General features: G+C 64.5%; 25 protein-coding genes and 6 tRNA genes. 16 read left to right on the top strand and 15 right to left on the bottom strand.

Annotated elements, in window-relative coordinates:
- Positions 1–76 precede the first annotated feature (76 nt).
- A complete protein-coding gene (locus AC3A84_RS02030) occupies positions 77–835 on the top strand; it encodes a 3-hydroxyacyl-CoA dehydrogenase (RefSeq protein ID WP_487968061.1) in 759 nt (252 codons plus the stop codon).
- A gap of 231 nt (positions 836–1,066) precedes the next feature.
- Here AC3A84_RS02030 and AC3A84_RS02025 read toward each other — a convergent pair.
- The 12 genes from AC3A84_RS02025 to folC all read right to left on the bottom strand — a co-directional run bounded on the left by AC3A84_RS02025 (position 1,067) and on the right by folC (position 8,920).
- A tRNA-Asp gene (locus tag AC3A84_RS02025) sits at positions 1,067–1,143 on the bottom strand.
- A 53-nt stretch (positions 1,144–1,196) separates the two neighbouring features.
- A tRNA-Glu gene (locus AC3A84_RS02020) sits at positions 1,197–1,272 on the bottom strand.
- Between the two features lie 37 nt (positions 1,273–1,309).
- Positions 1,310–1,385 (bottom strand) — tRNA-Ala (locus AC3A84_RS02015).
- 33 nt (positions 1,386–1,418) lie between these two features.
- A tRNA-Asp gene (locus AC3A84_RS02010) sits at positions 1,419–1,495 on the bottom strand.
- A 53-nt stretch (positions 1,496–1,548) separates the two neighbouring features.
- Positions 1,549–1,624, bottom strand: a tRNA-Glu gene (locus AC3A84_RS02005).
- 37 nt (positions 1,625–1,661) lie between these two features.
- Positions 1,662–1,737 (bottom strand) — tRNA-Ala (locus AC3A84_RS02000).
- Between the two features lie 74 nt (positions 1,738–1,811).
- Positions 1,812–3,212 carry a glutamate--tRNA ligase gene (gene gltX, locus AC3A84_RS01995; RefSeq protein WP_487968060.1) on the bottom strand — a complete coding sequence of 467 codons (1,401 nt, stop codon included), beginning with the start codon at positions 3,210–3,212 and terminating at the stop codon, positions 1,812–1,814.
- Between the two features lie 14 nt (positions 3,213–3,226).
- Complete coding sequence (locus AC3A84_RS01990) at positions 3,227–4,447, bottom strand: O-succinylhomoserine sulfhydrylase (RefSeq protein ID WP_487968059.1); 1,221 nt, start codon at positions 4,445–4,447, stop codon at positions 3,227–3,229.
- A gap of 86 nt (positions 4,448–4,533) precedes the next feature.
- Complete coding sequence (gene purF, locus AC3A84_RS01985) at positions 4,534–6,042, bottom strand: amidophosphoribosyltransferase (RefSeq protein WP_487968058.1); 1,509 nt, start codon at positions 6,040–6,042, stop codon at positions 4,534–4,536.
- Between the two features lie 76 nt (positions 6,043–6,118).
- Positions 6,119–6,640, bottom strand: coding sequence for a CvpA family protein (locus AC3A84_RS01980; RefSeq protein ID WP_487968057.1), 522 nt, complete (start codon positions 6,638–6,640; stop codon positions 6,119–6,121).
- 7 nt (positions 6,641–6,647) lie between these two features.
- Positions 6,648–7,583 carry an SPOR domain-containing protein gene (locus AC3A84_RS01975; protein WP_487968056.1) on the bottom strand — a complete coding sequence of 312 codons (936 nt, stop codon included), beginning with the start codon at positions 7,581–7,583 and terminating at the stop codon, positions 6,648–6,650.
- 14 nt (positions 7,584–7,597) lie between these two features.
- Positions 7,598–8,920, bottom strand: a complete 1,323-nt coding sequence (gene folC / locus AC3A84_RS01970; protein WP_487968055.1) for a bifunctional tetrahydrofolate synthase/dihydrofolate synthase — start codon at positions 8,918–8,920, stop codon at positions 7,598–7,600.
- A 47-nt stretch (positions 8,921–8,967) separates the two neighbouring features.
- Between folC and AC3A84_RS01965 the strand changes: the two genes are divergently transcribed.
- From AC3A84_RS01965 to argG, 4 genes are all read left to right on the top strand, one after another.
- On the top strand, positions 8,968–9,354 hold the full coding sequence (locus tag AC3A84_RS01965) for an ArsC family reductase (RefSeq protein ID WP_487968054.1): 387 nt from the start codon (positions 8,968–8,970) through the stop codon (positions 9,352–9,354).
- A gap of 154 nt (positions 9,355–9,508) precedes the next feature.
- Complete coding sequence (locus AC3A84_RS01960; protein WP_487968053.1) at positions 9,509–10,126, top strand: glycine zipper 2TM domain-containing protein; 618 nt, start codon at positions 9,509–9,511, stop codon at positions 10,124–10,126.
- A gap of 141 nt (positions 10,127–10,267) precedes the next feature.
- Positions 10,268–10,585, top strand: coding sequence for a pyrimidine/purine nucleoside phosphorylase (gene ppnP, locus AC3A84_RS01955; RefSeq protein WP_487968052.1), 318 nt, complete (start codon positions 10,268–10,270; stop codon positions 10,583–10,585).
- A gap of 33 nt (positions 10,586–10,618) precedes the next feature.
- On the top strand, positions 10,619–11,962 hold the full coding sequence (gene argG / locus AC3A84_RS01950) for an argininosuccinate synthase (RefSeq protein ID WP_487968051.1): 1,344 nt from the start codon (positions 10,619–10,621) through the stop codon (positions 11,960–11,962).
- Positions 11,963–12,112: 150 nt separating this feature from the next.
- On the opposite strand, the gene murB is transcribed toward argG, so the two are convergent.
- Positions 12,113–13,186 carry a UDP-N-acetylmuramate dehydrogenase gene (gene murB, locus AC3A84_RS01945; RefSeq protein WP_487968050.1) on the bottom strand — a complete coding sequence of 358 codons (1,074 nt, stop codon included), beginning with the start codon at positions 13,184–13,186 and terminating at the stop codon, positions 12,113–12,115.
- A gap of 65 nt (positions 13,187–13,251) precedes the next feature.
- Between murB and AC3A84_RS01940 the strand changes: the two genes are divergently transcribed.
- Genes AC3A84_RS01940 through AC3A84_RS01920 form a run of 5 tightly spaced genes read left to right on the top strand, consistent with a single transcriptional unit; the run spans position 13,252 to position 17,029 of the window.
- The gene (locus AC3A84_RS01940) at positions 13,252–13,737 is read left to right on the top strand and encodes a YajQ family cyclic di-GMP-binding protein (RefSeq protein WP_487968049.1); all 486 of its coding nucleotides are present in this window, start codon (positions 13,252–13,254) and stop codon (positions 13,735–13,737) included.
- A 27-nt stretch (positions 13,738–13,764) separates the two neighbouring features.
- Entirely contained in the window at positions 13,765–14,436 is a 672-nt protein-coding gene (locus AC3A84_RS01935; RefSeq protein WP_487968048.1) for a retropepsin-like aspartic protease family protein, read from the top strand.
- 7 nt (positions 14,437–14,443) lie between these two features.
- Positions 14,444–15,472 (top strand): HD-GYP domain-containing protein, encoded by a 1,029-nt coding sequence (locus AC3A84_RS01930; protein WP_487968047.1) that lies wholly within the window; start codon positions 14,444–14,446, stop codon positions 15,470–15,472.
- Positions 15,473–15,527: 55 nt separating this feature from the next.
- Positions 15,528–16,280 (top strand): leucyl/phenylalanyl-tRNA--protein transferase, encoded by a 753-nt coding sequence (gene aat / locus AC3A84_RS01925; protein ID WP_487968046.1) that lies wholly within the window; start codon positions 15,528–15,530, stop codon positions 16,278–16,280.
- Positions 16,277–17,029, top strand: coding sequence for an arginyltransferase (locus AC3A84_RS01920; protein WP_487968045.1), 753 nt, complete (start codon positions 16,277–16,279; stop codon positions 17,027–17,029). The genes aat and AC3A84_RS01920 overlap by 4 nt, the downstream gene beginning before the upstream one ends.
- A 251-nt stretch (positions 17,030–17,280) precedes the next feature.
- Here AC3A84_RS01920 and AC3A84_RS01915 read toward each other — a convergent pair whose 3' ends face one another.
- Positions 17,281–18,702 (bottom strand): Cu(+)/Ag(+) sensor histidine kinase, encoded by a 1,422-nt coding sequence (locus AC3A84_RS01915; RefSeq protein ID WP_487968044.1) that lies wholly within the window; start codon positions 18,700–18,702, stop codon positions 17,281–17,283.
- Positions 18,686–19,378 (bottom strand): heavy metal response regulator transcription factor, encoded by a 693-nt coding sequence (locus tag AC3A84_RS01910; protein ID WP_487968043.1) that lies wholly within the window; start codon positions 19,376–19,378, stop codon positions 18,686–18,688. The genes AC3A84_RS01915 and AC3A84_RS01910 overlap by 17 nt, the downstream gene beginning before the upstream one ends.
- Positions 19,379–19,631: 253 nt before the next feature.
- Between AC3A84_RS01910 and AC3A84_RS01905 the strand changes: the two genes are divergently transcribed.
- From AC3A84_RS01905 to copC, 6 genes are all read left to right on the top strand, one after another.
- Entirely contained in the window at positions 19,632–21,509 is a 1,878-nt protein-coding gene (locus tag AC3A84_RS01905) for a copper resistance system multicopper oxidase (protein WP_487968042.1), read from the top strand.
- Between the two features lie 25 nt (positions 21,510–21,534).
- Positions 21,535–22,515 (top strand): copper resistance protein B, encoded by a 981-nt coding sequence (locus AC3A84_RS01900; protein WP_487968041.1) that lies wholly within the window; start codon positions 21,535–21,537, stop codon positions 22,513–22,515.
- Between the two features lie 37 nt (positions 22,516–22,552).
- Complete coding sequence (locus AC3A84_RS01895) at positions 22,553–23,038, top strand: DUF411 domain-containing protein (protein WP_487968040.1); 486 nt, start codon at positions 22,553–22,555, stop codon at positions 23,036–23,038.
- Positions 23,039–23,066: 28 nt separating this feature from the next.
- Positions 23,067–23,354 (top strand): DUF2933 domain-containing protein, encoded by a 288-nt coding sequence (locus AC3A84_RS01890; RefSeq protein ID WP_487968039.1) that lies wholly within the window; start codon positions 23,067–23,069, stop codon positions 23,352–23,354.
- A 112-nt stretch (positions 23,355–23,466) separates the two neighbouring features.
- Positions 23,467–25,947 carry a heavy metal translocating P-type ATPase gene (locus AC3A84_RS01885; protein WP_487968038.1) on the top strand — a complete coding sequence of 827 codons (2,481 nt, stop codon included), beginning with the start codon at positions 23,467–23,469 and terminating at the stop codon, positions 25,945–25,947.
- A gap of 138 nt (positions 25,948–26,085) precedes the next feature.
- Positions 26,086–26,472 carry a copper homeostasis periplasmic binding protein CopC gene (gene copC / locus AC3A84_RS01880; protein ID WP_487968037.1) on the top strand — a complete coding sequence of 129 codons (387 nt, stop codon included), beginning with the start codon at positions 26,086–26,088 and terminating at the stop codon, positions 26,470–26,472.
- The last annotated feature ends 1 nt before the right edge of the window (position 26,473 follow it).

Raw genomic sequence — 26,473 nt, 5'->3', positions numbered from 1 at the left:
GCCTGAACAAAGAATGCCGTAGTTGAAACCTTGAGACATAATTGACGTTTACGTCAACGTCAAAAGGAGACAGCGCATGGACATCCAGGGTAAGGTATTCATCGTGACCGGTGGCGCATCAGGCCTGGGCGAAGGCACGGCGCGCATGCTGGCCGCTGCGGGCGGCACGGTCGTCATTGCGGACATGCAGTCGGACAAGGGCCAGGCCGTGGCCCAAGACATCGGCGGAAGTTTCGTGCGATGCGATGTCAGCCAGGAGGCTGACGCGCAGGCTGCAGTGGAGAAAGCCGGATCGCTAGGCAAATTCATGGGCCTGGTGAACTGCGCGGGCATCGCCCCTGCTGAGAAAACCGCGGGCAAGAACGGCGCCCATGCGCTCACCAGTTTCACCAAGACCATCTCGGTGAACCTGATAGGCAGCTTCAACATGATCCGACTGGCGGCGCAAGCCATGAGCCACAACGAACCCGAGACCACGGGCGAGCGCGGCGTGCTGATCTCTACCGCCAGCGTGGCGGCCTATGATGGTCAGATCGGCCAAGCCGCATATTCGGCGTCAAAAGGCGGCATCGTGGCAATGACATTGCCGATCGCTCGCGATCTCGCACGAAATGGCATCCGCAATATGACGATCGCACCCGGCATCTTTGGTACGCCCATGCTGTTCGGGATGCCGAAGGAAGTCCAGGACGCACTGGCCGCCGGAGTACCCTTCCCAAGCCGCCTCGGAACGCCGCAGGACTACGCCAAGCTCGTGCGCCACATCGTAGAAAACGACATGCTCAATGGCGAGGTGATTCGCCTGGATGGCGCCATCCGACTCGCTCCGCGCTGAAATCAGGAGAAGAAACAGCCGCCCCGCCAGGTGGCTGTGCAGGGGGTCAGCCTTCGAGAGCCGGGATACCCCCTCCAGGCAGGCAATCTCACCTCGAAAAAGCGCCGGCCGAGCCACCTACGGCCCGCCGCCTATGACATTCGCCGCGCCACCGACTGCAATGCCCCTGATTCCGGAGCACCAAAGAAAAAAGGTTTGCCGCTATTTTCATAGCAGCAAACCTTTTATTTTTGGCGGAGTGGACGGGACTCGAACCCGCGACCCCCGGCGTGACAGGCCGGTATTCTAACCAACTGAACTACCACTCCTGGCAGGCAGCTTTTCGCTTGGTGCTGATGCTCCAAGCCAAGTGCTACAAACTTGGCGACCCTACGGGGATTCGAACCCCGGTACTCACCGTGAAAGGGTGATGTCCTAGGCCTCTAGACGATAGGGTCAAAACCTGGGAACTAACCGTTCTCTAACAAATTTCAGTGGTGGAGGTAAACGGGATCGAACCGATGACCTCTTGCATGCCATGCAAGCGCTCTCCCAGCTGAGCTATACCCCCACTGCTTCCTGGCTTGGGCCAAGAAGCTTGAACTGGCGGAGTGGACGGGACTCGAACCCGCGACCCCCGGCGTGACAGGCCGGTATTCTAACCAACTGAACTACCACTCCTGGCAGGCAGCTTTTCGCTTGGTGCTGATGCTCCAAGCCAAGTGCTACAAACTTGGCGACCCTACGGGGATTCGAACCCCGGTACTCACCGTGAAAGGGTGATGTCCTAGGCCTCTAGACGATAGGGTCAAAACCTGGGAACTAACCGTTCTCTAACAAATTTCAGTGGTGGAGGTAAACGGGATCGAACCGATGACCTCTTGCATGCCATGCAAGCGCTCTCCCAGCTGAGCTATACCCCCACTAACTGACTCAGACTTGCAATTCAGTTAATTGCTTGTCGTCATCTGCTAAGCCTTGAATTATAGACAGGTTTTTAAGCCTTTCGCAATCTTGCTTCAATTTTTTCGCGACCCAGCAATTCCAGCACGGCATCCACCGACGGCGTATGCGCCGTGCCCACCGTCAGCACCCGCACCGGCATCGCCAGTTGGGGCATCTTCAGACCGTGTTCGGCCAGCACCGCCTTGAAGGCAGCCGCGATCGCAGCCTTGTCCCAATCGCAGGTTGCCAGAGCCGCGCGCAGGGATTCGATGGCCGGCCAGATGGCCTCGGTCACGTGCTTGGCCTTCTCCTCGGCATCGGGCGTGACGTCGGCATAGAACACCGATGCCCATTGCGCGAGCGCCAGCGTCGTGTCGCAACGATCCTTGAAGAGTGCGCAGATGCGCGGCAGTCGGCCATCGGCCAGCGCATCGGCAGCCACTCCGCGTTGCTGCAGCAAGGGAGCGATCAGCGCGGCCAGGGCGTCGTCGGACATGGCCTTCAGGTGCTGGGCGTTGACCCAGCGCAGCTTGGCTTCATCAAACTGCGCGGCGCTACGCCCCAGGTGGTCGAGGTTGAACCACTGCAGGAACTGCTCGCGGCTGAAGATCTCGTCGTCGCCATGGCTCCAGCCCAGCCGCGCGAGGTAGTTGATCATGGCCTCGGGCAGATAGCCCTCGTCGCGGTACTGCGTGACGGCCTTGGCGCCGTTGCGCTTGCTCATCTTCTCGCCCTGCTCGTTGAGCACAGTGGGCAGGTGGGCATAGACCGGCGGCTCCTTGCCCAGGGCACGGAAGATATTGATCTGGCGCGGCGTGTTGTTCACGTGGTCGTCGCCACGGATGACGTGCGTGATGGCCATATCCACGTCATCGACCACCACGCAGAAGTTGTACGTGGGCGTGCCGTCGGGCCGCGCGATAACCAGATCGTCGAGCTCGTCGTTGCTGATCTCGATGCGGCCCTTAACCTTGTCTTCCCAGACGACGGAGCCTTCCGTCGGGTTGCGGAAGCGCAGCACCGGCTTCACGCCTTCCGGCACGGGCGGCAGCATCTTGCCGGGCTCGGGTCGCCAGGTGCCGTCGTAGCGCGGCTTCTGCTTGGCCTGCATCTGGCGCTCACGCAAGGCGTCCAGCTCTTCCATGCTCATGTAACAGGGATAGACCAGGCCGTCGGCCTGCATCTGCGCCAGCACTTCCTTGTAGCGGTCCATGCGCTGCATTTGATAGAACGGGCCCTCGTCGGGCTGCATGCCCAGCCATTCCATGCCTTCCAGGATCACGTCCACGGCCGCCTGACTGGAACGCTCCACGTCGGTGTCTTCGATCCGCAGAACGAAGTCGCCACCCGTCGCGCGGGCGAAAGCCCAGGGATAGAGCGCGGAGCGGATGTTGCCGAGGTGGATGAAGCCGGTAGGCGAGGGAGCAAAACGGGTACGGATGCGATCGGACATGTCTGGGAGTTCGTTCATTGCAGGGTATCGAGGCCGCGGGCGAGGTCTGCCTTGAGGTCATCAATGTGTTCGAGGCCGACGGCCACGCGGATCAGTCCTTGGCCGATGCCGGCCGTGGCGCGCTGCTCTTCGGACAGGCGCCCGTGCGAGGTGCTGGCGGGGTGAGTGATGGTGGTCTTGGTGTCACCGAGGTTGGCGGTAATGCTGCACACTCGTGTGCTGTCGATCACGTGGAAGGCGCCGGCGCGTGCTGCCTCAGGGGTGGCAGCCGCCTTCACGTCGAAGGACAGGACCGCGCCGCCCAGGCCAGACTGCTGGCGCATGGCCAGCTCGTGCTGGCGATGCGATGCGAGGCCGGGGTAGTAGACACGTGCCACTCGGGGATGCGCTTCGAGCCAGGTCGCTAGCTGCAGGGCGTTGGCACTTTGCGCCTTCACGCGCAGCGAGAGCGTCTCCAGCCCCTTCAGGACGACCCAGGCATTGAAGGGCGAGAGGTTCATGCCGGCACTGCGGATCAGCGGCGCCAGCTTGCCCTCAATCAGCTCCTTGGAGCCGCACACAGCGCCTGCCATCACACGGCCCTGTCCATCGAGGAACTTGGTGCCGGAATGGACGACGAGATCGGCGCCCAGCCGGGCCGGCTGCTGCAGCGCCGGCGATGCGAAGCAGTTATCGACCGCCAGCAGCACGCCGGCTTCCTTGGCGATGCCGGCGAGCGCCTGGATGTCGCACAGATCCGTCAGCGGGTTGGTCGGCGTTTCGGCGAACATCAGTCGGGTCTCAGGCCGCAGGGCGGCCTTCCAGGCCGCAGCATCGGTCTGCGGCACGAAGCTAGCCTGCACGCCGAAGCGCGACAGTTCACCGCCGATCAGCTTGATGGTCGAGCCGAACATCGACTGCGAGCACACCACATGGTCGCCGGCCTTCAGTAACGCGAGGCACATGAGCAGGATCGCCGACATGCCAGAGGCCGTGGCCACCGCGGACTCGGTGCCCTCCATGGCGGCCAAGCGGCGCTCGAAGCTGGTCACCGTGGGGTTCCCAGTGCGAGTGTAGGTATAGCCGGGCTCTTCGTTGGCGAAACGGCGCGCAGCAGTGGCGGCGTCGGGCTGCACGAAGCTGCTGCTCAGGTACAGCGCTTCGGAATGCTCGCCATAGGCGCTTCGCGGAATGGCTTCGCGCACCGCCAGCGTATCGGGATGCAGCCCCGGGGGCAGGACGGATCGATCGATCATGGCTCAGGCTCAATAAGAAGGTGATAAAAAAGAGGCACTGCGGCGGACCATTGCAGCCCGCCGCCCGTCACAAGACTTTGCCCGCCTCAGGCGTTCTGCGCGTTCGGCAGTGCGAGGCGGGAGGTGTCTTCCTCCTGCGGGTCTTCCACGCCGATGCGGCCTTCGTTCAGCTCGGCGATCTCCTTCGCGGTGATGTCGCCCGTCACATAGACCCCGTCAAAGCACGAGGCATCGAAGCCTTCGATACGGCTGTTGAGCGAGCCCACGGCGCGCTTCATGGCATCGACGTCCTGGTAGATCAGCGCGTCGCAGCCGATGGATTCGCGCACCTCTTCGACCGTGCGGCCATGGGCCACGAGTTCGCTGCTGGTGGGCATGTCGATGCCATAGACGTTGGGATAGCGCACCGGCGGCGCTGCGCTGGCCAGGTACACCTTGCGGGCACCGGCGTCACGCGCCATCTGCACGATCTCGCGCGAGGTCGTGCCGCGCACGATGGAATCGTCCACCAGCAGCACGTTGCGCCCCTTGAACTCGCTGCCGATGACGTTGAGCTTCTGGCGTACCGACTTCTTGCGCACGCCCTGCCCCGGCATGATGAAGGTGCGGCCCACGTAGCGGTTCTTGACGAAGCCTTCGCGGTACGGAATGCCCAGCAGATGCGCCAGCTGCGTCGCGCTGGGGCGGCTGGATTCGGGGATGGGGATGACCACGTCGATCTCGCTCGGCGGCACGGTGGAGATCACGCGCTTGGCCAGCGATTCGCCCAGGTTCAGGCGGGCCTGATAGACGGAGATGCCGTCCAGCACCGAATCAGGACGGGCCAGATAGACGAATTCGAAGATACAGGGGTTGAGCTGGGGCGCTGCGGCGCACTGGCGCGCATGCACCGTGCCGTCCTGCGTGATGAACACGGCTTCGCCGGGCTGCACGTCGCGCTCGAACACATGGCTGGTGCCTTCCAGCGCCACCGATTCGCTGCCCACCATCACCGTGCCGTCGGCGCTGCGGCCCATGCACAGCGGGCGGATGCCGTGCGGATCGCGGAAGGCCACCAGGCCGTGGCCGGCGATCAGGGCGATCACGGCGTAGGAGCCTCTGACGCGCTTGTGGACGGCGCTCACGGCAGAGAACACATCTTCGACCTGCAGCGGCACGCCGCGCGATGCGCGCTCGAGCTCGTGCGCGAACACGTTGAGCAGCACTTCGGAGTCGCTCTCGGTGTTGGTGTGGCGGTGGTCGGTGGAGAACAGTTCCGCACGCAGCGCCTGGGCGTTGGTCAGGTTGCCGTTGTGCACCATCACGATGCCGAAGGGCGCGTTCACGTAGAAGGGCTGCGCCTCTTCCTCGCTGTAGGCATTGCCCGCCGTGGGATAGCGCACCTGGCCCAGGCCGACCGAGCCGGGCAGCGCGCGCATGTTGCGCGTGCGGAAGACGTCACGCACCATGCCCTTGGCCTTGTGCATGAAGAACTTGCGCCCCTCCTGGGTGACGATGCCCGCGGCATCTTGCCCCCGGTGCTGCAGCAGCAGCAAGGCGTCATAAATCAGTTGGTTGACGGGAGCAGCACTCACTACGCCGACGATTCCACACATATTCGCGTTCCATTGATAGGCGGGACCATCCCGCCGAAAGAAGACCCGCCCACCGCAGAAGACTGCAGCCGGCGCATCACGAAGGCATATGCCTTGCAAACTCCTCGGGCACCACCGGCTTGAGCCGGACCAGTGCCTTGTGCAACATGGGGGCCGCCACCGACGTTTTCCACCAGGGCGCTTCGCGCAGAGGCGTCCAACTGGCAAAGAGCGCCAGAGCCAGCAGCAGCAGCACACCACGCAGCGCGCCGAACAATGCGCCTAGCACCCGGTCGGTCGGCCGAAGCCCCACGGCATCGACGAGCTTCTTGCTCAACCACGCCACGAAGCCGAAAAAAAACAGCGCCCCCACAAAAACCAGCACGAACCCAGCCGCATGGCGGAACGGGCCCTGCGTATCGCCCATGGGCAGCCAGGCCCCAACGTCGCTGGCGAGCCACTGGGCCACGACAAAAGCCGCGGCCCACCCCGCCAGCGAGATCAATTCAAACACCAGGCCGCGCCACGCTCCCACCAGCAGGGAGCCCAGCACGAGCGCCAGGAACACCCAGTCCAGCGCGGCAAGATGCCACCCTGCATCCAGCGCCGAAGCGTCCATGAAACTACTACAGCGTCAATACGGTGGCAGACAATCCTAGCGCCTTGATGCGCCCGGCGGCCTTGTCGGCTTCCGCCCGGTTGGCGAAAGGCCCCGCACGCACACGCGTGCGCTTGCCGTCCTTGGTATCCACCGCCTGGGTATAAGTCTTGACCCCGGCATGTTCAAGCTTGCTCCGCACCTCTCGGGCCTTGTCGCCATCGGCGAAGGCACCCACCTGCACGATGAAACGGCCTTCCTCATCCGACTTGGAGGTGGCAACAGCGGGCGCCGCAGTGTGCGTTGCAGAAGCAGTCGGCCGCCCTTCGAGCAGAGCCCGGGCACGGGCCGCGTCGTCGGCGCGGGAGGGCTGGCGGGCGGGTTCAGGCGCCGCAGCAGCGGCTGCAGGCTTGGACTCGGCACGCGATTCGTGCCGCGTTTCAGCCTTCGGCTCGCTGCGAGTCTCGGCCTTTTCCACCTTGGTTTCGGTCCGGCTGCGCGCCGGAGCCTCGGCACGCGGCGCTACGGGCGGTGCGGGCAGCGCTACGGGGGCTGTCGCCGGCTTGGCATCGGCGCGCGGAGAAACGATTTCCTCTCCCGCATCCAGACCCGCGGCATTGCTACCCGAAACAGTGCCAGACGCCTGCGTGGAAGGCTGGGGCTTGACCTCGGCCACGACCGCCGGCGCCTTCGCCGCCTCGGGCACGACCAGGGGCGCGACCTTGTTGCGGTCGGGAATCTCGATCGGAATATCGACCGCCACCGGACGCGGCTGCGTGTCGAAGAGCATGGGAAAGCCGATGATGCCGAGCAGCACCAGGACGGCGGCCCCGATCAGGCGGTGGCGGGCACGCCGCCGCAGCGCGTCGATGCTCTCGGCGTGGGCGTTGCGCGACCGCCGAGCGGGCTTGGCGCCCTCGTCCTGCGCCTTCTGACCAGGCCAACGAAACTTGAAAAATGCCATGGAGTGCGGACCCGTTATGCGCCGAGATGCTTGGCGTGCAGACGCGGCGTTCCGTCCTGGAGGACGCCGCCGACGGTGTAGAACGAGCCAAAGACCACAATTCTATCAGTGGGGTCCGCAGCCTCCACGGCCGCCTGCAGGGCCCGCTCTGGACTTGCATGCAGGCTGGTCTGCACCGGGCGGCAGCCTCCGGCCACCATCTGCAGCGCGTTCCACTTCTGCTGCAGGCCGGCCGCAGTTTCAGCACGGGGCGTAGGCAGATCGGTGAAATACCAGCGGTCGATAAGCGGGGCGATCTTCGAAAACATGGGGGCCAGGTCCTTGTCCGCCATGGCACCGAAGACCGCATGGGTGGCGGGGAAGAAGCCCATGGCATCCAGGTTGGCCGTCAGCGCCGCCACCGAGTGCGGGTTGTGTGCCACGTCCAGCACCAGCGTGGGCTGCCCGGGCACGATCTGGAAACGGCCGGGCAGCTCGACCATGGCCAGGCCGGTCCGCACGGCCTGCGCGGTGATCGGAAGGCGGTCGCGCAGTGCCTCCAGGGCGGCCAGCGCGCCGCTGGCGTTCACCAACTGGTTGGCCCCGCGCAGGGCGGGATAGGCCAGCCCGGCATAGCGCCGGCCGCGGCCGGCCCAGGACCACTGCTGCTTGTCGCCCGAGAAATTGAAGTCGTGCCCGAAGCGCCAGAGATCCGCCCCGATGGCCTGGGCATGGTCGATCACGCTCTGCGGCGCCATGGGGTCGCTCACCACCACCGGGCGGCCGGCACGCATGATGCCGGCCTTCTCGCGGCCGATGGATTCGCGGTCGGGGCCCAGGAATTCGACGTGGTCGATGTCGATGCTGGTGATGACGGCGCAGTCGGCATCGATCACGTTGGTCGCGTCGAGCCGGCCGCCCAGACCCACCTCGAGGATGGCGACGTCCAGGCGTGCCTGGCTCATCAGCCGCAGGATGGCGAGGGTCGTGAATTCGAAATAGGTGAGCGACACTTCGCTGCCTTCGGTGCGGGCGCGCTCCACGGCCTCGAAATGCGGCACGAGGTCGGCCGCGGCGACGATGTCGCCATGGATGCGGCAGCGCTCCTCGAAATGCACCAGATGCGGCGAGGTATAGACGCCCGGACGGAAGCCGGCCTGGAGGGCCACGGCCTCCAGCATGGCGCAGGTGGAGCCCTTGCCGTTCGTGCCCGCCACGGTGATCACCGGGCAGTCGAAACGCAGGCCCATGCGCACGGCCACCTCGCGCACGCGGTCGAGCCCCATGTCGATGTTCTTGGGGTGCAGGCGCTCGCAGTGGGCGAGCCAGTCTTCGAGGGTGAGGGGTGCAGTGCTCATACAGCCTCCGATTGTCGCCGACCGGCGCATGCCCGATGATCGGGGCCATGAGTACCCCCGCTATCACCCTCTACGGCATCCCCAACTGCGACACCGTCAAGAAAGCCCGCCGCTGGCTGGCCGACAACGGCCTGGAACACCAGTTTCACGACTTCAAGAAACAGGGCCTGCCCGCCGACCGCCTGCAGGGCTGGATCGGCGCCGTCGGCTGGGAAAAGCTGGTGAACCGCCAGGGAACGACCTGGCGCAAGCTCGATGCCGCACAGCAGGCTGCGGTGATGGATGCAGCCAGCGCCAGCGCGCTCATGGAAAACCTGCCCTCGGTCATCAAGCGGCCGGTGGTCGAATGGGCCGGCCAGCCGGACCGCGAGGTTTCGGTCGGGTTCGACGCCGCCGCCTGGAACGAACGCGCGGCCCGGGCCTCCAACGCCTGAGCGCGGCGAGTACGGCGCCACCCTCTGCAAGCCGAAGCCTTCGCGCACAGAACTTTACGCAGTTTTACCCTGCACGCGTCTGGACTATGAGGTGCCCGCCTAAACTTTTCATGTGTCTGGTGCGTTGTACACCGACCTCAAGGAGCTTTTCATCATGAAAAAGATCATCGTCCTGACCGCACTTGCCGCCATGGCCGCAGGTGCCAGCGCCCAGGAAATGGGCCGCGTCCTGTCGGCCACGCCGATCACCGAACAGGTCGCCATTCCGCGCCAGGTGTGCAGCAACGATGCCGTCTATACCGAACAGCAGCCCAGCGGTGCCGGTGCGCTGCTGGGCGCCATCGCCGGCGGCGCCGTGGGCAATGCCGTGGGCCACGGCGGCGGACGCGCGGCCGCCACGGCGCTGGGCCTGATCGGCGGCGCGGTGCTGGGCAACAACGTGGAAGGCACGCGCGGCGGCTACCAGAACGTGCAGCGCTGCTACTCGCAGAACTACTACGAGAACCGCGCCGTGGGCTACAACGTGGTCTATGAATACGCGGGCCGCCAATACAGCACCCGCACGCAGAACGACCCGGGCGCCTGGATTCCGCTCAACGTGCAGCCCGCCGTGCAGGGCATGACGAGCTACCCGCAAGGCGGCTACGAGCAGCCCGGCGTGGTGACGACCCGACCAGGCCCGGTGGCCTACATCGTGCCGCCGCCGGCCACAGTAATCGACTACCGCGATGGCTATGGCCGCCCCTACCGGCCCGACCCGTACTGGCGCTGAGACGGCGCCACTTGAGAGCGCAGTCCGCTGAAGAAATAGGAGCTTTCGGGCTCCTTTTTTCATGCTTGGCCTGCACGTGGGGCCAGTGGCCGTTAGGGCATGCCTAAAATCTGCGGTTTCCCATCCCTCATTCCCGCATCCATGACCACCGAAAAGATCGACGGCGTGTCCGTCACCACCCGAGCCAACGTGTACTTCGACGGCAAGTGCGTGAGCCACGGCGTCACTTTCCCCGACGGCACGAAGAAATCGGTCGGCGTGATCCTGCCCGCAACCCTCACCTTCAACACGGGTGCGCCGGAAATCATGGAATGCGTGGGCGGCGCCTGCGAATACAAGCTGGACGGTACCGACACCTGGGTGAAGTCCGGTGAGGGCGAACAATTCAGCGTGCCCGGCAACTCGAAGTTCGAGATCCGCGTGACCGAGGCCTACCACTACATCTGCCACTTCGGCTGATCCGGACAGACAGAACGAAAGCACCATCGCTCCATGGCCACCATTCTCCAGAACCTCCCCGCCGGCCAGAAGGTCGGCATCGCCTTCTCTGGCGGCCTCGACACCAGCGCGGCCCTGCGCTGGATGAAGAACAAGGGCGCCCTGCCCTATGCCTACACCGCCAACCTGGGCCAGCCGGACGAGCCCGACTATGACGCCATTCCCCGCAAGGCCATGGAATACGGCGCCGAACAGGCCCGCCTGATCGACTGCCGCACGCAGCTGGCCCACGAAGGCATCGCCGCCCTGCAGGCCGGCGCCTTCCACATCAGCACCGCCGGCATCACTTACTTCAACACCACGCCGCTGGGTCGTGCCGTCACGGGCACCATGCTGGTGGCCGCCATGAAGGAGGACGACGTCCACATCTGGGGCGACGGATCGACCTTCAAGGGCAACGACATCGAGCGCTTCTACCGCTACGGCCTGCTGACCAACCCGTCGCTGAAGATCTACAAGCCCTGGCTCGACCAGCTCTTCATCGACGAGCTCGGCGGCCGCGCCGAGATGTCGGCCTTCATGACCAAGGAAGGTTTCGGCTACAAGATGAGCGCCGAGAAGGCCTACAGCACCGACAGCAACATGCTGGGCGCCACGCACGAAGCCAAGGACCTGGAACTGCTGTCCAGCGGCATCCGCATCGTGAACCCCATCATGGGCGTGGCGTTCTGGAAGGACGACGTGCAGGTCAAGGCCGAAGAGGTCTCGGTGCGCTTCGAGGAAGGCCAGCCCGTGGCCCTGAACGGCGTCGAATTCAGCGACCCCGTGGCGCTGATCCTGGAAGCCAACCGCATCGGTGGCCGCCACGGCCTGGGCATGAGCGACCAGATCGAGAACCGCATCATCGAGGCCAAGAGCCGCGGCATCTACGAAGCCCCCGGCCTCGCGCTGCTGCACATCGCCTACGAGCGCCTGGTGACCGGCATCCACAACGAAGACACCATCGAGCAGTACCGCATGAACGGCCTCAAGCTCGGCCGCCTGCTCTACCAGGGCCGCTGGTTCGACCCGCAGGCCATCATGCTGCGCGAAACCGCCCAGCGCTGGGTGGCCCGTGCCATCACCGGCACCGTCACGCTGGAACTGCGCCGCGGCAACGACTACTCCCTCCTGAACACCGAGTCGCCCAACCTGACCTACGCTCCCGAGCGCCTGTCGATGGAAAAGGTGGAGGACGCGCCTTTCAGCCCGGCCGACCGCATCGGCCAGCTGACCATGCGCAACCTGGACATCGTGGACACGCGCGCCAAGCTGGGCATCTACGCCCAGTCCGGCCTGCTGTCGCTGGGCGGCAATGCCGCGCTTGCCCAGCTGGGCGACGGCAGCGACAAGAAGTAAGCCAAGCGCCGAAATCAGGCCTCAATAGCCCGCTGGCGCTTGTCCATCAAGCGCTGGCAGCTATCAAAAGCAGAGCAGATGAAAAAGCCGCATCGCCTTCGGGCGGTGCGGCTTTTGTTTTTCCCGGCCAGTGCTGGCGCTGCCGGGCGGTCAGACGACCACAGGCTCGGGCTCCAGCAGGATGCCGAAGCGCTCATAGACGCTGGTCTGGATGGCGCGCGCCAGGGTCATCACCTCGCCTCCGGTCACGCTGTCGGCGCCCCGGCCGCGGTTGACCAGCACCAGGGCCTGCTTCTCATAGACGCCGGCCTTGCCCACGCTCTTGCCCTTCCAGCCGCACGCGTCGATCAGCCAGCCCGCTGCCAGCTTGATGCTGCCGTCGGGCATGGGGTAGTGAACGATGCGGGGCTCGCGGGCGATGATGTCGGCGCACTGGTCTGCCGTGACAGTGGGGTTCTTGAAGAAGCTGCCCGCATTGCCCACCACCGCCGGATCGGGCAGCTTGGCGCGGCGCACCTCGCAGACCCAGTCGAACACCTGCTGAGGCGTGGGCACGTCCACGCCGGCTTCGACGCGCTTGCGCTCCAGGTCCAGGTAGCCCAGCTCCGGCTTCCAGGCCTTGGCCAGCAGAAAGCGCACGTGGGTGATGACGGCGCGCCCGGCCAGCCCCATGCCGCGCGGCAGGCCGCCGTCCTCGCCCGCCGCCTGCGGCGCATGCTTGAACACCGAATCGCGGTAGCCGAAGGCGCACTGCCCGGCGTCGAGCGAGAAGGCCTGGCCGGTAGCCAGGTCAATGGCGTCCAGCGAATGGAAGCGGTCCTGCAGCTCCACGCCATAGGCACCGATGTTCTGCACGGGCGAAGCGCCCACCGTGCCGGGGATCATCGCCAGGTTCTCCAGCCCCGGATAGCCGTGCGCCAATGTCCAGGTCACGGCCTCGTGCCAGACCTCGCCCGCGCCGGCCTCGACGATCCAGTGCCGGTCGGTCTCGGCCGCCAGGCGCAGCCCCCTGATCTCCATCTTCAGCACCACGGGCTTGACGTCGCCCGTCAGCACGATGTTGCTGCCTCCGCCCAACACAAAGATCGGCTGGCGGCCCAGCTCCGGGTCAGCCAGCAGCGCCTGCACGTCCTGCACCGATCGCACGCGCACCAGGGTCTGGGCGCGCGCGACGATGCCGAAGGTATTGCAGGACTGGAGAGGGGCGTTTTTCTCGACTAACATCGGTCGGATTGTCGCACCCGCCCCGATGCGGGGCAGGGTTCCCCCCGTTTGCCGAGAGTGATGCCATGCCTTCTTTTGATACCGTCTGTGAAGCCAACCTTGTTGAAGTGAAGAACGCCGTGGAAAACACCGCCAAGGAGATCGGCACGCGCTTCGACTTCAAGGGCACATCCGCCGCCATCGAAATCAAGGACAAGGAAATCACGCTGTTCGGCGATGCCGAATTCCAGCTGCAGCAGGTCGAGGACATCCTGCGCAACAAGCTCACCAAGCGCAATGTCGATGTGCGCTTCCTCGACATGGACAAGCCCCAGAAGATTGGCGGCGACAAGGTCAAGCAATTGGTCAAGGTGCGCAACGGCATCGAGAGCGAGCTGGCCAAAAAAATCCAGAAGCTCGTCAAGGAAAGCAAGCTCAAGCTGCAAGCCGCCATCCAGGAAGAGAAGGTGCGCATCACCGGCGCCAAGCGCGACGACCTGCAGGCCGCCATGGCCCTGCTGCGCAAGGAAGTCGCCGACATCCCGCTGTCGTTCGACAACTTCCGCGACTGAAGCCGCGGCCCCGCGCCAATCCAATCCATGCCAACGTCCAGCCCCCCCATCCGCCGCCGGAAGGCTGCCTGGCCCTGGACCATCACGGCCTGCTTGGCCGTCCTGCCACTGGCAGCGGCCGCGCAGGCGGTGGCCCTGAGCGGTGTTCTCGGCAACCGCGCCCTGCTCGTGGTGGACGGCACGCAGCCTCGCGGCGTCGCGCCGGGCGAGACCTACCGGGGCGTGAAGGTCGTTGCAGTCGGACGGGACGACGCCGTGGTGGAGATCGGCGGCCAGCGCCACACGGTGGCCCTGGGCGCGTCGCCGGTCAGCGTCCGCTCGGGATCGGAGGGCCAGCGCATCGTGCTTCGCTCCGACGGCCGGGGACATTTCACGGGTGACGGCGCCATTAACGGCCGCGCCATGCAGTACATGGTGGACACCGGCGCCACCGCAGTCGCGATCGGCCAGCCCGATGCCGAGCGGCTAGGCCTGCCGTTTCGCAATGGCAAGCCGGTAATGATGAACACCGCCAATGGCACGACACAGGGCTGGCGGATCACGCTGGACGTGGTCCGCGCGGGCGACGTTGACGTGCGCTCCGTGGACGCCGTGGTCGTTCCCCAGCCCATGCCTTACGTGCTGCTGGGCAACAGCTTCCTGTCGGCCTTTCACATGACGCGGGCCAACGACGAGATGGTGCTGGAAAAGCGCCGCTGAAGAGCCCATGCCCGCGAACACGCACACTCCGATCACGCAGCCGGGCTCCGCCGCGCCCGACGCGAATGAATACGAGGATCTGCTCGGCCTCTGGGCCGACCTGGAGACCTCCCTGTCCTGGCTGCTGCTGCGTCCGCGGCTGACGGAGGATTTCCCCGCCAAACTGCGCCAGTGCGACCGTTGGCTGCAGGACCTGGTCGCGCACGACACCGACGCCGCGCTCTACCTGATGTTTCAGTTGGCCGCCACCTCTACGGTAGGCTACAGCGCCTCTCACGCGCTGGTGTGCGGCACCCTCTGCCACATCCTGGCCCACGAGCTGAAGCTGCCCTCCATCGAGCGCGACAGCCTGGTGCGGGCAGCCTTCACCATGAACATCGGGATGACAGCGCTGCAGGACGAGCTTGCCCATCAGCGCGAGCGCCCCACGGCCGCGCAGCAACGCGTGATTGACGCGCACCCGCGCCTGGGCATGGAATTGCTGGAAGAGCTGGGCATTCGCGACGAGGTCTGGCTCGAGGTCGTGGGCCAGCACCATGCTGCGGCCGCAGACAGCGACACGCGCGCGTCCCCTCTGCGACTGCTGGGTGCCGAGGGCAGGCTCTGCCGCATCCTGGCCACCATCGACCGCTACGCAGCCATGATCAGCCCACGCAAATCCCGTATCGGCCGCAGTTCCACGGATTCGGTGCGCGCCATTGTCAGCCAGGAGGTCGTGGACCAGAGCGACGAGGTCGGCTTCGCCCTGGTGCGCCGGGTGGGCCTGTGTCCACCGGGCACCTTCGTGCGCCTGGACAACGGCGACACCGCCGTCGTGCTACGGCACGGCGACCGGCCCATGTATCCACTGGTCGCCAGTCTGCTCGACCGGCAAGGCGGGCAGCTTGCGCGCCCTGCACTGCACCACACGGGAACCGGCAAGCCACGCATACAGTCTGCGCTGGCACGCTCGGCCGTGCCGCTGGAGCTCAACCACCGAACCATGGTCCGGCTCGGCCTCTACGCAGCGCTGCCGGGCCACGGACTGGGCACATGATGCTCCGCGCAGCACAACCTGCCTCAAAGCGCCTAAGCCTCACTGGCGGCACTCCATGAAGCCCACTCTGCCGTGGCTGGAACCTGAAGACCCCTTCCCTGCCGCCGCCAGCGCGTGGGACCACCGCTCACCGGCGCCGGGCCTGCTAGCCGCAGGCGGTGTGCTGGATGTGCCCCACCTGTGCGCAGCGTACCAACAGGGCATCTTCCCCTGGTACAGCGCGGGCCAGCCGACGCTGTGGTGGAGCCCCGATCCCCGCATGGTGCTGCACGTGCCAGACTTCAGGCTGCACCGCTCGCTGCGCAAAACACTGCAACGCTTTCGCGCCACGCCGGGCCATGAGATCTGTGTGGACCGCGACTTCAGCGCGGTGATCCACGCCTGCGCGCTCACGCCACGCGAGGGGCAGGCGGGCACCTGGATCCTTCCCGAGATGGTGCGCGCCTACGAAGCGCTGCATGAGGCAGGCTACGCCCACAGCGTGGAGACCTGGGTGGACGGACGGTTGGTCGGCGGCCTCTATTGCGTCGCCTTCGGACGGGCCGTGTTCGGCGAATCGATGTTCGCGCATGCCACCGATGCCTCGAAGATCGCGCTCTCGGCCCTCGTGGCGCTCTGCAAGTACCAGGGCGTAGAACTGATCGACTGCCAGCAGAACACGCGGCACTTGGCCTCGCTGGGCGCACGCGAGATCCCACGCAGCGCGTTCATCGACCACGTCGGGCGCGCACGGCGGGAGCGCCCCATGCAATGGGTTTTCCAGCCCCTATACTGGAGCGAGCTTCTGCCCGAAACGCCTTTGGCATGACGCAACTTAATGACCTTCCGCTGCAGACCCTGCAGTTCTACGCGACCGCCCCCTACCCGTGCAGCTACCTGCCCGATCGGCAGGCGCGCTCGCAGGTCGCCACGCCCAGCCACCTGATCCAGAACGACGTCTATACCGACCTGGTCGCGCGGGGCTTCCGCCGCAGCGGCATGTTCACCTACCGCCCCTACTGCGATGGATGCCAAGCCTGCAAGCCGCTGCGGGTGCTGACTGACCGCTTCCAGCCTGACCGCAGCCAGCGTCGCGCCTGGCAGCGGCACCGCCACCTGCAGGCGCGCGTGCTGCGCCTCGGCTACGAGCCGGAGCACTACGCCCTCTACCTGCGCTACCAGAACACCCGCCATGCCGGCGGCGGTATGGACCATGACAGCATCGATCAGTACACGCAGTTCCTGCTGCAAAGCCGCGTGAACTCGCGACTGGTCGAGTTCCGCGAACCAGAAAGTGCCGATGGCACACCCGGCGCGCTCAAGATGGTCTCTATCCTCGATGTGCTGGGCGACGGCCTTTCGGCGGTCTATACGTTCTACGAGCCCGAGGCTCGCGCCAGCTACGGGACCTTCAACGTGCTCTGGCAAATCGAGCAGGCACGCGCCCTGGGCCTACCGTATGTCTACCTGGGCTACTGGATCGAGGCCAGTCCCAAGATGAACTACAAGACGCAGTACCAGCCGAATGAGATCCGCCACAGAGATATCTGGCAGGCGGGGCCCGCGAACCCCCGGTGACTGGACCGGCTCCGTTGCCACGTACATCCATTCATGCAGCCACGCGGGAGATCTCTCCCGCGTCACGGGGGCGAGGTAGCCGTTGGCCGAGTGACCTGCGCTCTTTGATCTCGATTCTCCGCACCTTTGAATTTTCCAACGTCTTCCTGCACGCGACATCGAAGACTGGGTCAGTCCTTCTTTCCCCATGAACCCGCTGCGGTTTCGTCTTTCACCCCCACAAGGCAGGTGTCAAACGGGCAGTGGCGCATTCAAACGATGCGAGGCAGCGTGAGAGCAAATCGAGTCGCGCTGTCACTGGAGGTCACCTGCACATATCCGCCATGCGCCTCGGTAATGGATTTGACGATGGCCAACCCCAGCCCCGCACCCGCGCTCTTTCGCTGACGAGCCGGATCGACTCGAAAAAATCGATCGAATAACTTCGGGAGATCAGCCTCCGAAATTCGTTCGCCCGGATTCTCGATACTTATCGTTGTCCATCGCTCGTCTTGCTCCAAAGCGACTGTAATACGCGCCCCACGGGGAGTATGGCGGATTGCATTGGAAAGAAGATTGTTGAGCGCTCGCAGCAACATCTCACGGTCCGCCCGTATGGGCTCGGCCACACCCTGTGCGTACAACGTGATGCTGCGGTCTTCCGCCAATGCCTCGAAGTAGTCAAACACACCTCGGATCAACTCAGCCAATTCGATTTCGGCGAGACGCAGATTTCGAGGGTCATTTTCAGTTTGAGCTAAAAACAACATGTCGCCGATCATGCGGCTCATGCGATCAAACTCCTCCAAGTTGGAGTACAGGATCTCCCGATATTCGTCCGCACTGCGGGGTTGCCCGAGCGCGACATGGGACTGCGTAATCAGGTTGGTAACGGGTGTACGCAACTCGTGCGCGATGTCGGCAGAAAAGTGCGACAGCCGGACAAACCCTTCCTCGATTCTGGCCAGCATGTCGTTGAAGGCAACCACGAGCTCCGCCAGTTCTATCGGCACGTCCAGAGGATCAAGCCTCACATCCAGCTTGGAAGAGCGGATCGCGCGAATCTCCTCGTTGACCTTGCGGATTGGAAGGTGGCCCCATTGCACGGCCAGCCAAGCCACCCCGAGCGCAATACAGAGGACGAGGCAGGTCGCCCACCAAAGCATGCGCTTGAACTCCGCCAAGAAATCGAGATGGAAGCCGATATCCATAGCGGCCACTATCAGGTAGCCAGGCGCGGCCGAATGGTCTGCGGGCAGTCGGAGCGCCGCACCTCGATAAGACCGCGGCCCCTCTTGCCACACTGGCAAGTCATCAGCAGTAATGCGGCTTACCAATGTTTTTCTGCTGGCAAGCTTCGAAAGGTCGGGACCCGGCGTGGCATAGATGGTATTGCCCGCCCCGTCATAGACGCCGTAGGTGATCCCATGATGTCCTGCCACCGCATTGGCCAAATGCTGCCGTAACGCCTCTTCGTCCGCTCGATTGGCGATTGGGCGCAGGGGCTCAGCCAGAGCCTTGACCACGGCCTCCAGTTCATGGGCGTCCTGCTGGGCAAAGTGATGCTCCAGGGACCTCACGACAACCCAGTTGAACGCGAGAAACACCAAGGTCGTGGCGATGCCAACCAGAGCGGTGACCCGCAAGGCCAGCGACGCGGGACGGCTTCGCTGCAGCTTATGGCGCGAGGGCATCGTCCGGCGCATCAAGCGTGTATCCCATGCCACGCACAGTGTGGATGAGTTTGGGATTGAACGCGTCGTCGATCTTCGCGCGCAGCCGACGAATGGCCACATCGATGACGTTGCTGTCACTGTCGAAGTTCATGTCCCAAACCTGAGACGCAATCAGCGAACGCGGCAGAACTTCCCCCTGCCGGCGCGCCAGTAGTTCGAGCAATGCGAATTCCTTGCTGGTGAGATTGATGCGCTGACCTGAGCGCGTTGCACGCCGGCGCGGCAAGTCCAGCACCAAATCGGCAACCTGTACGCGATCAGGCTGGCTCGGAGCGCTTCCGCGCCGCAGCAGCGTCCGCACCCGCGCCAGCAACTCCGAGAATGCGAAAGGCTTGACGAGATAGTCGTCCGCGCCCAATTCCAATCCTTTGACGCGGTCATCCACGCTGCCCCGTGCGGTCAGAAATAGCACAGGGACCTGTTTGCCAGCATCTCTCAGCGAACGCACGATGCGCCAGCCATCGACATCCGGAAGCATGACATCCAAGACCACCAAATCGTAGGTCTCGCTCATGGCCAAGTGGTATCCGTCCAGTCCGTTGCGCGCCAAATCCACGACGAACCCCGCCTCCATGAGACCTTGGCGGACGTAATCCGCCGTCTTGTTCTCGTCTTCAACGACCAACAGCTTCATCACGTGCCCCATGTAATCGCGACGGCGCAAGGAATTTGCCGCCCACGATGCCCCATTCAGTTGAGTCTGGGGGGCAATTTAATGGTCGCCACCTGCCACGAAGATGACGCGACCATTACATGAATGTAATCCAAGGGTCATTCATGCGAAAGTGGTCCCTGCATAGCATCACCTGCATGCGTCGAACCGTTCCGCCATGTATCCAAGGCGGCTCTGAAGACGACTTTCAAGTGATCTATGGAGGATTTCAGGCATGCCGCTTCGTTCGCCCTTTGCAATCGCGCCCCCACTGGGCCTGTCACGCCGGCGTTTTGTCCAGGGACTGGCCGCTGGCGGGGTCCTGGCCGGTCTATCCTCCCCGGCGCTGCGGGCATTTGCCCAGCAAGGCTCGGGGGCGCGACGCGGTGCCGCTCCTGTCCTGAAGGGCACCGAGTTCGACCTGGTGATCGCCGAATCCCCCGTGAACTTCACGGGCTCGCCTGGCGTGGCCACGACGATCAACGGGTCGCTCCCGGCGCCGACCTTGCGTTGGCGCGAGGGCGACACCGTCACGATCCGGGTGACCAACAAGCTGCGTGAAGCCACGTCCATCCACTGGCACGGAATCATCCTGCCGTATCAGATGGACGGTGTTCCGGGCATCAGCTTCAACGGAATCCCCCCAGGAGAGACCTTCACGTACCGATTCAAGGTTCAGCAGAGCGGCTCCTACTGGTATCACTCGCACTCCGGCTTCCAAGAACTCACGGGCATGTACGGGGCGATCATCATCGACCCCGCTGGCGCGGAGACCATCCGCGCAGACCGCGACCACGTCCTGCTGTTCTCGGATTGGACCGACGAAGACCCGATGCGGGTGTTCACCAAGCTCAAGTCCCAAAGCGACTACTACAACTACAGCCAGCCCACCGTCTTCGACTTCTTCCGGGACGCCTCGCGCGACGGCATGGCCGCTGCGATCGACAAGCGCAAGATGTGGAACGAGATGCGGATGAATCCGACGGATCTCGCCGACCTGTCTGCCGCCACGCTGACCTATCTGGCCAACGGCGTCACCCCCGCTGGCAACTGGACAGGATTGTTCCGTCCGGGTGAGCGCGTGCGGTTGCGCATGGTCAATGGTGCGGGCAACACCTTCTACGACGTGCGCATCCCCGGACTGAAACTCACGGTGGTACACGTCGATGGTGTTGACGTGGAGCCCGTGACGGTCGATGAGTTCCGATTCGGCCCCGGCGAAACCGTGGATGTGATCGTCCATCCAAAGGATGACGCTTACACGATCTTCGCTCAGACGATGGACCGTTCGGGCTATGCACGTGCCACGTTGGCAGTGCGTGAAGGTCTGCAAGCTGCCGTGCCCGCACTCGATCCAGTCGAATGGCTGACCATGAACGACATGATGGGCGGCATGGACCACGGCGGGTCAGGTCCAGCCATGGAGATGACCGGAATGACCGGAATGACCGGAATGACCGGGATGACCGGGATGACCGGGATGGATCATGGAGGGATGGCCGGCATGAACCACGGCGCCATGAACCACGGTGGCATGGCGATGGATCACAGCCAGCACGCCGCGGCTGCGGGCGCGCTGGCCGTGCCCAGCACCACGGCTCGCCACGCTCGCACCGAGTACGGCGCCAGCACGGACATGCGCGTTGACATGGCGCGCACCAACCTCGACGACCCCGGCATCGGACTGCGCAACAACGGTCGGCGTGTGTTGACTCTTGCGGACTTGCATACCCCGTCGGGGCCACTGGACAAAAGAGGCCCGGGCCGGGAGGTGGAGCTCCACCTCACGGGCAACATGGAACGTTACGCATGGTCCCTGGACGGGCTGGAGTTCGGAAAGTCCACACCGGTGCACTTCAAGCACGGCGAGCGGCTGCGGGTCATTCTGCACAACGACACCATGATGACCCACCCCATGCACCTGCACGGCATGTGGAGCGAGCTGGAAAGCCCCGATGGTCGCTTCCTCGCCCGCCGCCACACCCTGCCGGTGCAACCGGCACAACGTATCAGTTTTCTGGTGACAGCCGACGCACTCGGCCGGTGGGCCTGGCACTGCCACCTGATGTTCCACATGGATGCCGGAATGTTCCGCGAAGTCGTGGTGTCTTGACCCCAGCGCACTAGAAAGATCAAGAATGTCCAAAGCACTCCCTCCCCGCGCACTCGCCACGATGCTTCTGGCCCTGGTGAGCGCCGCCCCCCAGGCACAGGCACAAAGCGACCACGCAGCACACAGCGAGGCCAATTCGCAGATGGCCACGCCATCCGCCGAGACCGCACCTCCTGCCACCGACCCACACGCAGGTCACACGGCCGCGGCGGGCGGTTCGACCGCGGCCCCAGCCATGGACCACGGCAACATGCAGATGCAGGGCGGTTCGGCGCCTCCTGACGCCCGCGATCCACACGGCTACTCCAATGGCCTGAAACTGGGATCGGGAGACTACGCAGTCCCCGGTGTCCCGCGACTGATGATGGCCGATGAGCACACTTTTTTCTCGCTGCGCGGCGAAACCCTCGAGCGCCGCTTCACGCGCAAAGGGGAAAACTCCACGGGCTACGACCTCCAGGCTTGGTATGGGACGACCTACAACAAGGCCGTCTTGAAGGCTGAAGGAGATCTCGCCAAAGGCCAGCTGGAAGAGTCGCGGACCGAGCTTCTCTGGGGGCACGCCGTGTCACCGTACTGGGACACCCAGCTCGGCGTTCGGGTGGACAACGGAGAAGGGCCGAGCCGTCAGTGGCTGGCTTTCGGCGTACAGGGCCTCGCTCCGTACTGGTTCGAGTTGGGGGCGACGGGCTATGTGGGGAGTGGCGGTCGCACCGCGTTGCGTGTCGAAGGAAGCTATGAGCTGCTGCTAACCCAGCGACTGATTCTGGAGCCCCGTGCCGAATTGCAGTTGTACGGCAAGGACGACCCGGAACGACGTATCGGCAAGGGCTTGGCCGAAGCGTCTGCTGGCCTACGCCTGCGCTATGAATTCAGTCGTCAGCTCGCCCCCTACATCGGGGTGGAACGCGCAGGCAGCTTCGGACGCACAGCCGACTATGTACGCGCCGAAGGCGGCCGCGTGCAGCAGACACGCTGGGTCGCGGGCGTGCGATTCTGGTTCTAGGAACTTTCGGTTTTGAGCATTTGATGAGAGGCCATCCATGAACACGCACACCGACACATACCGGGACAAAGCGCCAAGACGCCGAGCACTCATCGCTGGTTTGCTGGGGTTGGCACTCGCAAGGCCCAGCCTGTCGCAAAACCGCCCGATCGCCAAGGTGTGGAAGGACCCGAGCTGCGGATGCTGCAAAGACTGGGTCTCCCACCTGCAGGGTGCAGGCTTCGATGTACAGGTGCTGGACACCGGGAACGCCGAAGCGCGCGCGCGGCTGGGCATCCCTCAGAAGTACGGCTCATGCCACACAGCGCAGATCGGCCGCTATGCCATAGAAGGTCATGTGCCTGTCTCTGACATTCAACGCTTGCTGCGCGACGCTCCGCAGGCCATCGGCCTCGCGGCGCCGGGCATGCCCATCGGCTCACCCGGCATGGATGGCCCGGCCTATGGTGGACGCAAGGACCCCTACGACGTGCTGCTGATCGGAAAAAACGGTAGCAGCACGGTCTACCAGTCCCACCGCTGACCATCCATCAACCCTTCTCCGTGGAGATATGCCGTGCATGCAGCATCAGCGCACTCAGATCCCCTGCGATCGTTCCGGCTCTGGCAATTGCGCTACCGAGGTCGCGTTCCTGCTCGTCGCCCTTGTCGCCGCGTATTTCCTGCTCAAGGACCATACGGTGCAAGTAGCGGGCGATCTCCCGACCCTGCTCTTGGCGACTTGTCCGTTGGTGCACCTGTTCGGGCGCCGGGGTCGGAGTCACAGCCACGGCGGACAACGTCATGCCACGCGGCGCGGCCAAGGCGGCGCCGCAGCCTCCAGGGAGCCGAATCAGTGAGTCAATGCAACCGATCCGTACGAGACGCTGCAATGCGCGTGGCTATCGGCCTGCGGGCGGCCATCAGCGCGCAACGACCACCAACGGCTCACCGCCAAGGTCGCTCACTGCCATGAACTCATCCAGCAAGACCTCGCAACAGGGCCACGCACATGCAGGCATGCCCCTGGATACTGCGGCGCCGCGCGCGCACACGCAACACGATCACGCCCCCCCTACTGGGAGTGGTGGCGAAGCTGAAATCTCAGCCCGCTCTCAGGCCGATGCGCCACAGCGGGACCCCGTGTGCGGCATGGCAGTAACGGCGGAGTCGGAGCACCGATCCGCTCACCAAGGGAACACGTACCGGTTCTGTAGCCCGGGGTGCAAACGGGCGTTCGACGCCGAGCCGGCGCGGTATGCCGGTGACAGGGCGGGCGCGGGCACAGCGCATCATTCACCGCATCGCCACGCCCGCACGACGACTGCCGCGCCGCCCCCATCGCCTGCGGCACCGGGAACAATCTACACCTGCCCGATGCACCCAGAGATCCGCCAGGATCATCCGGGGAACTGCCCGAAATGCGGAATGACGCTCGAGCGCCTGCTGCCCGAACTCGAGGACGACAACCCGGAGTTGCGTGACTTCTCGCGTCGCTTTTGGACGACCTTGCCATTGACGGTCGTGGTTCTGGCGCTGGCGATGCTGGGCGATCCGCTTCACCTGATGGACATGGCCACGCAGAGCTGGGTCGAGCTGGTGCTGTCATTGCCGATCGTATTGTGGGCTGGCGGGCCCTTCTTCTCGCGCGGCTGGCTGTCCGTGGTCAACCGCAGCCCGAACATGTGGACGCTCATCGGCCTGGGGACGGGGGCCGCTTTCATCTACAGCGTCGTGGCCACCGTTGCGCCAGGTGCATTTCCAGCATCCTTCATGTCCATGGGACGGGTCGGTGTGTATTTCGAGGCCGCCGCAGTCATCATCTCGCTGACCCTGCTCGGCCAGATGCTGGAACTCAGGGCGCGCTCCCAGACTTCGGCAGCCATCAAGTCGCTGCTGGGGCTCGCGCCCAAGACCGCTCGGCGCATCAATGCGGACGGGAGCGAGGAAGACGTGCCGCTCAGCCATGTGCACGTCGGTGACCTGCTGCGCATCCGACCCGGCGAGAAGGTACCGGTGGATGGCCTCGTGCATGAGGGCAGCAGTGCGATTGACGAATCCATGCTGACCGGCGAACCGCTGCCCGTCAGCAAGCATGCGGGCGACAAAGTCATCGGAGCCACACTCAACACCAGTGGCGCGCTGGTCATGCGTTCGGAGCGGATCGGCTCGGACACCGTTCTCTCGCAGATCGTGCAGATGGTCGCCCAGGCACAACGCTCCAAGGCGCCTATGCAACGCATGGCCGATGTCGTCGCCGGCTATTTCGTGATGACCGTCGTGGCCATTGCGGTCACGACGTTCTTGGTATGGGGATTCTTCGGGCCGCAGCCCGCATGGGTGTATGGACTGATCAATGCGGTGGCTGTGTTGATCATCGCCTGCCCGTGCGCGCTGGGTCTGGCCACCCCGATGTCGATCATGGTGGCTACGGGCCGGGGAGCCACCCAGGGAGTACTGTTCCGCGATGCTGCAGCGATCGAGAATTTTCGCAAGATAGATACCCTCGTCATCGACAAGACTGGCACCCTGACCGAAGGCCGACCGGCTTTCGACCAGGTCGTCGCAGCACCCGGCTTCACGACGGACGAGGTGCTGCGTCTCGCGGCCAGCCTGGACCAGGGCAGTGAACACCCCCTGGCCGACGCCATCGTTCAGGCAGCACGTGCCCAGGGTCTCCAACTCGCGAAGCCCCAAACGTTTGAATCGGAAACGGGCATCGGCGTGCGAGGGACCGTTGAGCACCAACAACTGGCGCTGGGCAATACGGCCCTGATGGAGCAGTCCGGCGTGTCAGTGGAACCACTGGTGCGCCAGGCCGAAGCTCTGCGGGTCGAGGGGGCCAGCGTCATGTACCTGGCTGTGGACGATCGGCTCGGGGGCCTGCTCGCCGTGTCCGACCCGATCAAAGGCACTACCCCTGAGGCACTGGGCGCGTTGAAGGCGGCTGGCCTGCGCGTCATCATGGCCACCGGGGATGGGCAGACCACCGCCAAAGCGGTTGGGGCACGCCTGGGCATCGACGAGGTGCATGGTGAAGTGAAGCCGGCGGACAAGCTCATGTTGATCGAGCGGTTGCAGAAGGAGGGCCGCATCGTGGCCATGGCCGGGGACGGCATCAACGACGCGCCGGCATTGGCCAAGGCAGACGTGGGCATTGCCATGGGAACCGGAACCGACGTGGCGATGAACAGCGCGCAGGTCACGCTGATCAAGGGCGACCTGCGAGGTATCGCGGTCGCTCGTGCACTCTCGGAGAGCACCGTGCGCAACATGAAGCAGAACCTCGTGTTCGCATTCGCCTACAACGCGCTGGGCATCCCCATCGCCGCCGGGGTGCTCTACCCCGCCACGGGCTGGCTGCTGTCACCCCTGATCGCAGCCTTGGCCATGAGCTTGAGTTCGGCGTCGGTCGTGGGCAACGCCTTGCGCCTGAGAGCCAGCCGACCGTGAGCGAATCGCTTTTCCGAATCCACAGGGGCCTTCTGTCGCCCACCTCCCTTTTCTTTCTTTCCAGCCCGCGGCGAAGGTGAAAGCCTTGTCTGGGCATCTCTTTCTTAAACCACCGTCAAACATCACGATAGGAATCTCATGACCCGTTCATATTTCATCCCCAAGCTCGTTGCGCCGATCGCTGCAGGCCTGTTCGCCACCGCCGCATTCGCGCATCCTTCGCTCGTGTCTTCGACGCCGGCCGACAAATCGCAGGTATCCGCGCCAGCCACCATCGAACTGAAGTTCTCCGAAACGCTGGTCCCGCAGTTCTCGGCAGCGAGTCTTGTCATGACGGGAATGCCCGGCATGGCGAACCACGGGCCGATGAAGATCAATGCCCGCGTCACCGGCGCCGCCGACGGAAAAACCATGGTCATCACCCCCGCACAGGCGCTCCAGCAGGGCGACTATCGCGTCGAATGGCGTGCGGTTTCCTCGGATACGCATCCGATCACGGGCAATGTCACCTTCAAGGTGAACTAAG

The sequence above is a fragment of the Paracidovorax sp. genome (genome assembly GCF_057642795.1).
This window is presented reverse-complemented; position numbering and strand designations above follow the sequence as displayed.